This window comes from Vibrio sp. TRT 21S02 (assembly GCF_050113675.1).
Taxonomy (GTDB): domain Bacteria; phylum Pseudomonadota; class Gammaproteobacteria; order Enterobacterales; family Vibrionaceae; genus Vibrio.
Genome location: NZ_JBNJOI010000002.1, coordinates 1 through 12449 on the forward strand (window position 1 = coordinate 1; position 12449 = coordinate 12449).

The following is a 12449-nucleotide window of genomic DNA, read 5'->3' on the forward strand; positions in this document are numbered from 1 at the left end:
TTAACCTTAGTTCCTGCTCTTGAACGTTTATCCCTGCGCCATAACAGCCGTATCTTCCAGTTAAAAACCGTCCCTGACATTCTCTCTGTCCTGCTTCAGGAAATGGGGATTAACGACTATGCCTTTTCCCTAAAGCGTGACTGTGCTCAGCGTGAGTTCTGCGTTCAGTACCGAGAGACCGATTTAGACTTTCTCCATCGCTTAGCAGCTGAAGAAGGTTTGGTGTACAGCTTTATCCATGAAGAAGGTAAACACACCCTGTTGTTTACTGATTCCAGTGAAAGCCTCCCTCAACTTGGTTTGCCTGTCCCTTACAACGTATTAAGTGGCGGCGCTAGTGATACGCCTTACATCTCTCAATTAGAAACCCACACTCAAACGGAAGTCAGTCATACCGCATTAAAAGACTACAGTTTTAAAAAGCCCGCTTATGGGTTTGAGCAACAAGCCCTTGGCACTGAGATGGCTTACCAACGCACTGATGTGTATGAACACTTTGATGCACCGGGACGTTTTAAAGACGATGACAATGGCAAAGCGTTTAACCAAATCCGCTTAGACTACCTCAGACGCGATGCCCATACTGCAACCGGAAAGAGTAACCACCCACAGCTTCAGTCTGGTTACAAGTTTGACCTGCAAGAGCACCTTGATACGGCATTAAACCGAGACTGGTTAGTGGTTTTGGTTCACCATCAAGGCACCCAACATCAAGCTTTGGAAGAAGAAGGGGGCAACGGCACCACCACTTACACCAACCAGTTCAAGTTGGTGCCCGCGAACATCACTTGGCAGGCTACGCCCCAAAGTAAACCTCAGGTGGATGGCCCGATGATAGCCACTGTCGTTGGCCCTGAAGGGGAAGAAATCTTCTGTGATGAACATGGCCGAGTTAAAATCCACTTCCCTTGGGACCGCTACTCGAATGGGGATGACAAGAGCTCGTGCTGGGTTCGTGTTTCACAAGGCTGGGCGGGCAGTCAATACGGTATGATGGCCATTCCTCGCATTGGTCATGAAGTCATTGTCTCATTCCTAAACGGTGACCCGGACCAGCCAATCATCACAGGGCGCACCTATCACGCGACCAACACCTCGCTTTACACACTGCCGGACAATAAAACCAAAACCGTGATACGCAGTGAAACCCACCAAGGTAGCGGTTTTAACGAAATCAGTTTTGAAGACCAAGCGGGGGTAGAGCAGGTTTACCTGCATGCTCAGAAAGACTTTGATGCAGAAATCAAGAACGACCACACCACACACATTAAGCATGATAAACACCTGACGGTGGAGAATGACAGCTTTACGCAGGTAAAAAACAACCAACATGTGACGGTGGGTGGTGAGTCTCGTGAAAAGGTAATGTCTAACAAAACACTTATTGTGGACGGTTCTCTGCACGTAAAAACCGGCAAAGTTTGGGTTAATGAGGCCGCAAATCAGATCCATGTTAAGGCAGGTCAAAAAGTAGTTATAGAGGCTAGCTCAGAAATTACGGTAAAAGCAGCAGGTAGCTTTGTAAAAATAGATCCTGCAGGCGTACATATGGTGGGTGCAGGAATTAATTTAAATTCTGGTGGCAGTGCAGGTAGTGGCAGTGGATATGCGGGTCAACAAGCTGAATTACCCAATGTACTTAAAGAGTTAGCGACTCCGGAAGAATTAACACAAGCCACTATTTTGGCATCTAAACAGGGGGCGGAAGCTGATGTAATAACAGATGTTGATTTGAAAAAGAAAGACCCTATTCAATCGATGCCTACAAATGATACATCTGCAATAGTAGACACGACATCAACGTCCTCAAAAAATGATGTGGTAGAGGATGCAGAAAAAGAGAAGAGCTCAAAAGGGTTCGTACCATTTAACTTTTCAGGGTGATTAAAATGAAATTTCTATATCCGATTGCAAAAGAAGATGGTACTGAGTTTAAAGATCAACAGGAATTTGAACATCAGGTAAAAAAAGAATCTATCGGCCAGTTTGGCTACAATCCGAATAATAACTCATGGCACGGCGGGTTACATTTCACAGAGAAAAATGCAGCTTGGATTAAAGATCAGAAACCTGTTCGAGCGATTGCAGATGGTTGTGTCGTCGCTTGTCGAGTTAACAATCAGTATCAAATCTCAAACTTTAAAGGGGCTGAGCTTTCTTACAGCAATGATTTTTGTTTACTTCAGCACTCATATACAAATCCTAGTGATTCCAGCGAAAAGTTTACCTTTTACTCGCTATATATGCATTTAGCTCCAGCTTGCATACCTCACCGTGAGCAGAGTGATAATCAACGTTTTTTAATGACTGAGAACAGGAATGCTCGACCATCAGCTGGACTCGCTGATGAAAAAACAACATTAGAATCTGGCTGTATTATAGAAGCAACAAATGACAATGAAGTTGCTGCCGACGGATATATTTTTAAACCCTTTACCATCATTAATAATAAAGACAATAAAGATGAACTAGCGGTTGAAGGGAATAAACTTTGGATTGCAACTTATAAAGAAAAGCAACCTCAAGATATAACAAGTACATTTTTGAAAAACAGTCACTATACGATTCGACAATACCAAGATTCACAGTGTGTTGATGTTAAAGTTTCGTGTATGGAACTAATTGAGAGGCGTAACGTTAGATCAGTTGCAGACATCAATTCGATTTCATTCACACTACCGATTGGTGCCAAAGTAGTTAAGCAAAGAGACATCGGAGAAAAACGTAGTGGTAACTATATGATGTCTGCGTATAAGATCATTGATAACAAAGATTCAATCTCGACAAGTGTTAATGTCTCCCCTGAGGCCACTGTATGGATTGCTGATTCAAAAATTCCTGCCCCTGACAATTTATTCAACGGGTTTACAAGGCCATATCAACTTCCAAAATGGATCTATACAGAAGTCTTAGCAGAAACAATAACCGATTCGCTGAGAGGAAGAACAGATCCAGCTGTTAATAATGGCGTAATAGAAGCAGGGGAACACCAATATGACATCCCCAAAGGAACCTTGATCAAATACAGCCGTGCTAAAGATTGTAGCTTACAAAATATAGGTAACTCGACATATTTAATGGCGCGCTGCTCTTTTCCTAATAATGATGTAATCAAAGATGGCCAAGTTGTTAGAGCTGCTTGGTTATGTGTTGAAGAGCAGTTTGTAAAAGTGATAAAAGCTGAACCTGTAGAGTTTAATAAAGTAAATAGCTTTGGAAAAAACTCGAAACTATTTGTTAAGGCTGGCGATGAGATAGGGTATTTAGGAAGGTTTGATGCAGCGGCATTGAACACACCTCAACTGTTTGATACTCGGCATCAAGTGCATTTTGAGATGTTTTCTGTTGATAAGCCACCAGCGTATTTCACGGACGCTTTCCTCGGCGAAAATGAGGACTGCAACACTCTGAAAGAACTAAAGTTTATTGAAGATGTTGAGTCATGCGACGGTTTCTTAGATCAAGATGAACCCTCGAGCTTTTTTAAGGAATTGGTTCAAAAACTGAACTTGGGAGAAGAAGATATTCCTGGTTCTGATATCATCGAAAATCTAACGCCATGGGATAGTTGCAAATACGTTGTTGCCAAGCATGAAAGTGAGTGGGCAGCCAAATCAGATGAAAAACCATTTTTAGATAAGTTAGTTGAACAGTATGGTAATCCAGAGTTTAAGAGCTTGATTGAGCATGAAAAATCAAGAATTGATAACTTAATTTGGATGCCAGATGTTGAGTCAGATCTTGGCCAAGCAAAGGAAGTCTGGAACTGGTGGCCAATACCTGATCGAGCTGTACATCAAGTTTCTGAGGCAGAATTATATGTACGTGCCTTTATGAGAATGATAAGGGTTGGCGAAGGAACTGTCGGAAATAAAGGATATGAAACTTTATTTGGCGGAAAGTCGTTTATAAAAGATTATGACAAATCATGGGATGACCACCCTAGAATTCATCGGCCATTTGGAAACACAACGTCAACTGCAGCTGGTGCGTATCAGGTCATGGAAAAAACATGGGATGATGACAATATGGTTGCACGGCGGCGTAAGTATAAGGTTGACGATTTTAGTCCACGGAATCAAGACTTATTTGGTGTTATATTACTAAAGTACAAACGTAGGTATGCGTGGCCGTTATTAATATCTGGAAATATCGAAGAATCAATATCTTTAGATGAAGGTGGAGAAAAAAGAGGGTATGCATATGAATGGGCGAGTTTACCCACATCACCATATGGCCAGCCACAAAAAACGATGGAAGATGCATTATCAATTTTTGAGGAGTATTTAGAGCAAGAAAGAAATGGTGATAGTGATCTTAAATTAGAGCATGGTTTCTTGGAGGTCTTTTTGTGATTAAAACGTTGAACTTAATAACTTTAACCTTATTTATGGGTTGCTCTATAAACGCAGAGGCAAATACCTATTATGCTTCGTGTGGGATAGATAATGACTTTTCAGTTACGTTAGAATCGAGCGATGGTACTGGAGAGGTGATGGTAAATGCCAATCAAATATACATAAATGTCCGCTCAGACGAGAAAACGACGACTACATTCTTACTTACTAAACCAGCAGACCTAGGCCCAGGAGGCGTGAGATTAGATTGGGATAATTTCTCGAATTCCCAAAGAGTATTTACATTAGTGCAACTGGATGAAAATAGTGTTGCGCTAAAGTGGTTCGGTTTTTGGCATGAAATAAATAATGAATATAGTTGGACTGTAGAGGGAAAAGGGGGGCCAGCTTTAAGTTCTGGTTGGAATATACTCACTCAATGTAAGTAGTATATCGCTATATGAATATTCTGATATTTACATACTATTTTGATGGAAATCACTATTCTAAAATGGATCTACATAAGTCAGTGTCACAAAGCCCTAGATTTTTAAGAGCCAACAAAAACGCCTAGCATATGCTAGGCGTTTTTTCTAATCGGTCTTACGAAGTCCTAAACTCAGCGACTGCATGATCCATTTGTTTTGCTTGGTCAGATACAATATCGACTTCACTTAAACATTGTTGTGCAGAATTCATATTGTTTTCAGAAATCGTATTTAGTTCTGTAATCGAGTCACTGACTTGATTCATTACAATCCCTTGCTCTTCAATTGCAGAGGCGATTCTTTCAGAATTTGCTTGAATATTCGTCATATCGCTAATGATTTGACTCAAACTATCATCCAGTGTTTGTGATGCTGACAGCGTGGATTGTCCTTGTTCGTTACATTGATCGATGTTCGTTACTACTGTCGACATTTGGGACTGAATTGCGGTGACAACTTTGGTTATTTCTTCAGTTGATTGATGAGTTCGGCTTGCTAATGCTCGAACCTCATCTGCAACAACAGCAAAGCCTCGGCCTTGCTCACCCGCACGAGCAGCCTCAATCGCTGCATTTAACGCAAGTAAGTTAGTTTGCTCTGCAATTTCTTGGATGATGTTAACTGCATCCCCAATTTTATCAACATGCTCGTTCAATGAGCTAATAGAGTGCTGGCTTTCACCTAATGTTGTTGAAAGCTCGTCAATATTTTTAACGGTTGTTTCTACAACATCACGACCATGCTTAGCATTGACTGCTGCTTGCTGAACACCTTCAACGGCAATCGACGTACTTTCTGAAATCTCGTTGATGGTTGAAACCATCTCTTGTACTGATGTCGCCATGGTAGAAGTATGATTAGCCTGTGCATGAAATTGCTCAATTACTGATTGCAGCTCTTCATGCATATTACTAGTGCTTTGGGATAATCCTGCAGACTTTTCTTGTGTACCAGAAATAAGTTGCTCAAGCTTATCAAGTAATTTATTAAAGTAATTGCCTATTGATACGAGTTCATTATTACCTTTCAAATCTGATCTTAAGGAAACATTATTTGATTGAGCAATTTCTTGAATTATTCTTAGTAATGCGGCGACTTGAAGGTTTATTGAGCGAGCTATTTGAAGAATAAAACCAACAATAAATAGAACAACAATTGCAGTAACAATTTGTCTAATAAAGAAGGCTTGCTCTTCTGCTTGCTCACTTTGAGTTTTTAATGCTTTGTTAAATTCTTTGAACTGGGTTTCTACGGTATGGGATAGGGCTCTAGTATCACCCAAAAGACCAACATTATACTTAAGGCCAATTCTAATCTTCTGATCAACTAACAGAGCCGCCGTATTCACTAGATTGTCCTGGGCGAAAGGAATGAGAGACTTGTCTAGCTCTCCTTGATGAACTTTTTCATCAAATGAAATCAATGACAGCAATTGATCACTGTTAAGGTTTGATTTAGCAGAACTTAGAGCGTCATTATATGCCCCAAGCAACTTATCTTCACTTTTAAGGCCGTGAGCTGTGAATGCAGCGACTAAATCTTGGAATCCTTTTTGATAAGAAAGAATATCGCTTTTTAGCTGCTGGCTAGATGGTAGTGATTGGTTTTGAAGAATATCAGCGAGTTGTGCCTCAAGTCCCAAAAAGATATCGACATTCTTGTCAAACTTATCTAAATACTTAGCGTCTTTACGTAATAAAAAGTCTTTTTCGTTTCTCCGGAGATTCAGAAGTCGAACTTCTAGCTCAGTAACCAGTTGGTTAGCTTGTTTAAGTTCTGATGTCGATTGTGCAAAATGCGTGGTAGTTGCCAAAAGAGATACAACACCTAAAACGGCAATCGCACCCAATGAATACAGCTTTTGTTTAATATTCATGAGATTACCTAATAATTTCATTCGATCTGTGAGTAGAAATACTTCACTAAAATGTTAGTTATTAATCACTAGTTTATCAATATTATTATTGATTATTAAGAGTTTGGTGTAATTGATTGATGAAATGAATTGCTTGACAGGATACCGTAAGTGAAAAATAAGTTAAAAAAATATGAAGGCTTGATATTCGATATGGATGGTACCTTGATTGATACCATGCCTGCTCATTTGTCGGCTTGGGAACAGACCGCAAGTCACTTTAACTTTCCTTATAACTCTTCTTGGATACATGGGTTAGGGGGAATGCCGAGTAATAAAATTGTCATGGAGGTGAATGCTAAATATGATTTAGCGTTAGATGTTGCAATGGTTTCAAGATATAAAATTGATGCATTTTCAAGTTTAGAAGATCATGGTGGCATAATTGGCTGTACGTCCGATATTTTTTCAGAGTTTTACGGAAAGAAAAAAATCGCAGTAGGGACAGGAAGCCAACGAGTCAATGCCGAGCGTTTGCTTGATAGATTCAATTTCCTTGAGAAGTTAGATGCTTTAGTCACAGCGAGTGATGTAAATAATCATAAACCTCATCCAGACACATTTACACAAGCCGCAGCAATAATGGGTTTGACTAATAAGCAGTGTGTAGTATTTGAAGATACAGAATTGGGAAAAAAAGCAGCGCATGCCGCAGGAATGGATTGTATTATGGTAATAGATGGGCAGCTTGAATTCTGGCCACTAAACGAAAAAGAGCCGCTTTAGCGGCTCTTTTTGTTATCTGTCCCAGTAGGCTTCTTCTAGGCTATCTTCTCTTTCAGGCAGTGCTCTCGATAGACGAGGAGAATGCTGAGTGAGTACTTCATAGCTTACACGGTTTGCATACTTACAAATTTGTGACAAAGAGGAATAAGTAAGATACGGCGCGTCGTGTTTTGAAGAGTTAGGAACATTGGTCACGTGGTAGCTGTTTGCAGCCATGTCGTGAAGCAATGCTGATAAAGCACCATCTCCAGCACCATTCGTGTTTTTGATTTCTAACGGTCCACCAAGGTATGGTCCAATATGTGAGTAAACTTTGATTGGTGATTGGCAATCTTGTTTACGCATCGCGCGGCTAAATTCATATTTGTTGAACTCAGGAATGTTACCCGGTAATAGCGGTAACTCAGTATCACGTTTAACAGAATCTTCGGTATAGCCTGCCATGTACAAACCAACAGGGCCAGCTGTACATAATACAAGGTCTACCCATTCCAATGCCTTGTCTGCAGCTAGAAGAGGATCTTTTTCGCCAGTTAACGCTTCACCTTCCTCTTCATTCATTGCAACAATCGTGATGTTCTCTTTTATGTAGTCTTGCCACCACTTTGCATTGCCTTCTATGACCCACTTAGTACCTAACGTTAGTACAACAGGTACGTTTTTACTTTTTGCAATTTCAATGGCACGTGCAACGGCTTGTGGCATTGGGTCTTCAGGTTTCCCACGCATCAGATATGATGAGACAACTAATGCGGATGCTTTATCAAACACATCTTCTGGCACGCTATCAGGGTGAAGCTTGTTCATGTGTCCTTCGTTAATCGCAAATGTGCGTTCACCATCTTGAGAGATTAATGTATAACAACGTCCAATAGGGCCTTCAACCATCTGTAAGTGGTTTAGGTTCATGCGTGAAGAAGTGCGACAAAGGTAACGATACGCGAAAGAGCCAACTTCAATATTCCTAGACATGACACCAAGCAAGACCGACTTGCTGTCAGCCAATACAGAGTAGTTATGCAACGTATTGCCAATAGTGTCGCCAGGGTATTGATGCGTGATCAATCCTTTTTCAACAAGCTCATCATACAGTGCATCTGCTTTACTCTCTTCAAGTACCAGAGAATGACCTTTACTTAACTCATATTTTTCAAGGAACTTATCATCGACACGAGCCTCGATATCAACAATCGTTTGACCTACGCCGACAATAATAGGGCGATGTAGCTTTGGTGTTTGTTTGATTTGGTTGACTAAAGGGTCACGAGCGTGAGTAGGAAAATAGTGCTTGGATTTACGCTGTCCAGGAAACTTCATTTTAGAGAGTGGAGTTGGAAATTTTGCCGCATGATATCACACCCAGAAAAGATTGCTTTCATTTTATTTACACAAAAGTGCCAGATCAAACATCTGGCACTATGAGTGAGTAAAGAGGCTTATTTTTGCTCTTTGAAAGCACCGTATGCTTTTGTTCCCCATAGAGGTACAGTCGACAAGCTATGTTTGAAACTACCTGAAGTTTCTTTAGTCGAGTATGACAGATACATCAGTGTTTGGTTTTCAACATCAAAAATGCGGCGAATTTTCATGGCTTTGAAAAATACACTTTTCGATTTTTTGAAAACAACTTCGCCATTTTTTGATTTGTCGATTTCTGCAATCATCTCTGGTGTAATGTCCCCTGTTTGACGGCAGGAGATAGAGCTGTCACTTGGGTCAGCAAGGCTGAAGTCGGCTTCAATTGAAGCAACATGGCAAGTTACCCCTTTAACAATAGGGTCTTGCATATGATTAAGTTTAATGTCTTTCATGGTAAATAAGCCAAGACTTACGTCACCCACTTCACCACTGTCACAGCCAGCTAATCCGAAAGCAATAACTGAAATTAGAGCGATTTTTTTTATCATTGTTGTATTCCGGTTGGATTATCACATTGCTAAGCATATCAGTTTTAAGTGCTTATTATTGGTTCAATTAAAATATAAGACGAATAATTTACTTGAGTCTTACCAAGCCGACGTTTAACCTCCATTGAACGTAATAATTCAATGGGTCTCATATGTCCAAATCAGTTCCTTCTATCGTGCATATAAAAAATGATTGGTTATATCATCATATTGATGTGGCGTTCCCAACGAAAGAGAGTTTAAAAGGTAAAGAGCTATACAAACGATGGGTAGAATCGAGAAGCTATGAGGTATACAACCAAAGTACATTGAAAGCGGACGTAGAAGAAATCCATCTTGTCGATTTCCATCGGCTAACTGTCATGTTTGCATTACTCCAAGCGAAACGCTGGAAGAGCGAAAATGATCAAGCCTTGATTGTCGAATTTCTTACTCAAATCATCTTCAGCGAGCCATGTAGCCTATATATGGGTTTCCATAGCAACGAACCTGTTGCGGCGGCGATTGTAACGCGAAGTGGCAACGATATGCTGATATCTGACTTAGTATCACCTTGTTCTGATACTAGCGCGTTTGCATCAAATCTAATTTCATATTTCAAAGCCGAAGGTGAAACCCCAGAACATGTCTACGTAGAGTGTTAGGTTATAGCTAACTCTTGGCGATATCTCATTCAATTCTCAACTAAAACTAGTGACATATACGGTACTTTTCATCTTTGCCGATAAATAGTTTTGCAAACTGTTAACTCCATCGTTTCCATCGGAAAAATACAGAATAGTATTTCAGAAAAAGATACGAACGAGGGTATTAACATGACTGAGAACAAAACACACTGTGTAATATTTGATTGTGATGGCACCCTTGTTGATAGCGAACGCCTTTGTTGTGAAGCGATCAGGGATACGTTTAATCAATATGGCGCTGAAATGACCATTGCCGATGCAATGGAACATTTCGAAGGTGGGAAACTTGCTGATATCTTATCTACCACGCGGGAACGCCTGAACATGGCAGTTTCAGTGGATGAGTTAGAGCCTGTATATAGAGAACATCTTGATCGTTTGTTTGCTGAGCACTTAAAACCGATGACTGGAGCGATTGAGCTGTTAGAGGTTCTAAAGCGTAGAGGAATCGAGTTTTGTGTTGCATCAAATGGTCCGAAAACTAAGATTGAAAATGCACTCGAACTTACAGGGTTAAGGTCCTATTTTGGCGATCGAATTTTCTCTGCCTTTGACACAAATAGCTGGAAGCCAGATCCAGACTTGGTACTTTATACGGCGATGGCCATGGGATTTCGATTAGAAGAATGTATATACGTTGATGATACCCCGAAGGGGCTGGAGGCAGGGATTAAAGCCGGGGTTAAAACAGTTCAGTTACTTGGCTTTAGCTCTAAACAACCTCCAGAAGAGGTTGTTCAGATTAAAAACCTGCAAGAGCTAGAAAGTCTTCTCTAATTTATAGGCTAGTAAAATATGTCAATGACAAGCGGCTGGTGTTGTATTGTACATATTTGAAATGGGTTTAATGGTGTTGCTGTATATCTGGCTAATATGGGTAACATCATTAAAAAAAGATCCGCATTCAGCACACAACATATCGTCACTTTCTGAAAGCAAATAGTCCTCACTACCGCAGAGCGGGCAGCACAACGTCTTTATACTTTTTAGTTGCTTGATTTTCATAGATTCTCCAGCAGCAATAGAAGAATGTTAGTCGAATTAGTTTAATATTTTTATTGGTTCTCAGCTTAATAGCTCGACTCTTTCGTTACAATTCAATTTTAGTCTAAGATGCTAGTACACTGGGCTAACTTAGGACGTTTCAGTGAAGTATGAGAGTCAACTCATAAAATGTGGTTTCCTAACGCCAATTATAAGGATTAATTCACTAGTTGATGAGTTAAATATCATTAATAAGTTTAATTTATGTTAATGCTGTATTGGTATTTGTTGGGGTTATTGTTCTTTGGTCGTATGTGAATACACGTAGGTTTGGAGGAAATATGGATACTGGGTTCTGCATGGTGTTAACGACAACGAATTGTGCATCAAATAAAGAGAAAATCATTTCAAATGTATTGACTGAAAAACTAGCGGCATGCGTTCAAACTATGTCGATTCAAAGTCACTATGTTTGGGAGGGCAAGCTTTGTGTTGATGAAGAATTTCTAATCATTATGAAAACCACAAATGGGTGTTATATGGAACTTGAGCGATGTATTGTCGAGTCACATGATTATGATGTCCCGCAAATCGTCCAAGTTCCGTTTACCCAAGGTTTTAATCCTTACCTAACGTGGTTAGAAGAGAACACCCGTCGTTGAAGCAGAAATATAGCAAGCGCAGTAATTGCACCAAGGGTATCCATAAGCATGTCTTTTTGAGCGTCCCAGATGTCGCCCTGAGAACCTAAAAAGGCGATACCCTCATCACCGCCAGCCAAAGCCGCATACCACCATTCTATAATTTCATAGCCAGCAGCAAGTGACATGATAGCGAAGATAGCAAACAAAACTGCGTAAGCAGGGGACATTTTGTTGCTTTTCAGCAAGTGCTCTGCGATTGGGTATGCATACAAACCTATCGAAAAGTGAGCAACTCGATCAAAATTATTTCTTTCAGAACCTATGAGTTGGTTGAACCAATCAAATGGTACTTCTGCAAATGTATACTTGGCACCGATGGTGTGAAGTATTAGCCATACAAACATGAGCAAATAGGCAGTTTTCGTCAAAGGTTCAGATTTGTAGGTAATTAACCAAATGCATCCTAGTATCAAAAGGGCAGGTATGACCTCCGCGATCCATACTGCTCTTGAATGAGGTGCTATTGCTGAGAAAGCCAAAACGAAACTGTAAAGTAGCGTTAGCCATTTTAAGGGGGCTGGTGAGTTTGTTGTCATAACTATCCATTATGCCATTCTAAAAGTTGAGGTCATCATGACACACAATAAAACACTGTTCAATTGTGGTTGTAATTTAAAGAATTAACGATTGGTGTTGAAAAGTATAGAAACCACACAATCAAGTTATTTTAGTGAGAGTACGATTCATTAAAGTTTGATTTAC

11 protein-coding genes are annotated in these 12449 nt (G+C 40.2%); 7 read left to right on the forward strand and 4 right to left on the reverse strand.

Features of this window, described 5'->3' with window-relative positions; all coding sequences use genetic code 11:
• The 3 genes from ACQEXU_RS02160 to ACQEXU_RS02170 form a co-directional block, all read left to right on the forward strand.
• Positions 1-1884, forward strand: a 1884-nt coding sequence (locus ACQEXU_RS02160; protein WP_427009496.1) for a type VI secretion system Vgr family protein, incomplete at its 5' end; no start/stop codon positions are given.
• 5 nt (positions 1885-1889) lie between these two features.
• Entirely contained in the window at positions 1890-4355 is a 2466-nt protein-coding gene (locus ACQEXU_RS02165) for a glycoside hydrolase family 24 protein (RefSeq protein ID WP_427009497.1), read from the forward strand.
• Positions 4352-4786 (forward strand): hypothetical protein, encoded by a 435-nt coding sequence (locus tag ACQEXU_RS02170; RefSeq protein WP_367989962.1) that lies wholly within the window; start codon positions 4352-4354, stop codon positions 4784-4786. The genes ACQEXU_RS02165 and ACQEXU_RS02170 overlap by 4 nt, the downstream gene beginning before the upstream one ends.
• Before the next feature lie 154 nt (positions 4787-4940).
• On the opposite strand, the gene ACQEXU_RS02175 is transcribed toward ACQEXU_RS02170, so the two are convergent.
• Entirely contained in the window at positions 4941-6701 is a 1761-nt protein-coding gene (locus tag ACQEXU_RS02175; protein ID WP_427009797.1) for a methyl-accepting chemotaxis protein, read from the reverse strand.
• A gap of 150 nt (positions 6702-6851) precedes the next feature.
• Between ACQEXU_RS02175 and ACQEXU_RS02180 the strand changes: the two genes are divergently transcribed.
• The gene (locus ACQEXU_RS02180; RefSeq protein ID WP_427009498.1) at positions 6852-7466 is read left to right on the forward strand and encodes a beta-phosphoglucomutase family hydrolase; all 615 of its coding nucleotides are present in this window, start codon (positions 6852-6854) and stop codon (positions 7464-7466) included.
• 12 nt (positions 7467-7478) lie between these two features.
• Here ACQEXU_RS02180 and ACQEXU_RS02185 read toward each other — a convergent pair whose 3' ends face one another.
• Both ACQEXU_RS02185 and ACQEXU_RS02190 read right to left on the reverse strand, forming a co-directional pair.
• Entirely contained in the window at positions 7479-8783 is a 1305-nt protein-coding gene (locus tag ACQEXU_RS02185) for an inosine/guanosine kinase (protein ID WP_427009499.1), read from the reverse strand.
• 119 nt (positions 8784-8902) lie between these two features.
• Complete coding sequence (locus ACQEXU_RS02190; RefSeq protein WP_427009500.1) at positions 8903-9373, reverse strand: CreA family protein; 471 nt, start codon at positions 9371-9373, stop codon at positions 8903-8905.
• Positions 9374-9525: 152 nt separating this feature from the next.
• On the opposite strand from ACQEXU_RS02190, the gene ACQEXU_RS02195 reads away from it, so the two are divergent.
• From ACQEXU_RS02195 to cutA, 3 genes are all read left to right on the forward strand, one after another.
• Complete coding sequence (locus ACQEXU_RS02195; protein WP_367989958.1) at positions 9526-10017, forward strand: flavodoxin; 492 nt, start codon at positions 9526-9528, stop codon at positions 10015-10017.
• A gap of 171 nt (positions 10018-10188) precedes the next feature.
• On the forward strand, positions 10189-10836 hold the full coding sequence (locus tag ACQEXU_RS02200; RefSeq protein ID WP_367989957.1) for an HAD-IA family hydrolase: 648 nt from the start codon (positions 10189-10191) through the stop codon (positions 10834-10836).
• Between the two features lie 548 nt (positions 10837-11384).
• Positions 11385-11705 carry a divalent-cation tolerance protein CutA gene (gene cutA, locus ACQEXU_RS02205; RefSeq protein WP_367989956.1) on the forward strand — a complete coding sequence of 107 codons (321 nt, stop codon included), beginning with the start codon at positions 11385-11387 and terminating at the stop codon, positions 11703-11705.
• Here cutA and ACQEXU_RS02210 read toward each other — a convergent pair.
• A complete protein-coding gene (locus ACQEXU_RS02210) occupies positions 11669-12283 on the reverse strand; it encodes a DUF2238 domain-containing protein (protein WP_427009501.1) in 615 nt (204 codons plus the stop codon). The genes cutA and ACQEXU_RS02210 overlap by 37 nt on opposite strands.
• Positions 12284-12449: the final 166 nt, after the last annotated feature.

Coding starts and splice junctions, on each gene's coding strand:
- ACQEXU_RS02165 (WP_427009497.1), top strand. CDS start 1,890: ATGAAATTTCTATATCCGATTGCAAAAGAAGATGGTACTGAGTTTAAA.
- ACQEXU_RS02175 (WP_427009797.1), bottom strand. CDS start 6,701: ATGAATATTAAACAAAAGCTGTATTCATTGGGTGCGATTGCCGTTTTA.
- ACQEXU_RS02185 (WP_427009499.1), bottom strand. CDS start 8,783: ATGAAGTTTCCTGGACAGCGTAAATCCAAGCACTATTTTCCTACTCAC.
- ACQEXU_RS02190 (WP_427009500.1), bottom strand. CDS start 9,373: ATGATAAAAAAAATCGCTCTAATTTCAGTTATTGCTTTCGGATTAGCT.
- ACQEXU_RS02195 (WP_367989958.1), top strand. CDS start 9,526: ATGTCCAAATCAGTTCCTTCTATCGTGCATATAAAAAATGATTGGTTA.
- ACQEXU_RS02200 (WP_367989957.1), top strand. CDS start 10,189: ATGACTGAGAACAAAACACACTGTGTAATATTTGATTGTGATGGCACC.
- cutA (WP_367989956.1), top strand. CDS start 11,385: ATGGATACTGGGTTCTGCATGGTGTTAACGACAACGAATTGTGCATCA.
- ACQEXU_RS02210 (WP_427009501.1), bottom strand. CDS start 12,283: ATGACAACAAACTCACCAGCCCCCTTAAAATGGCTAACGCTACTTTAC.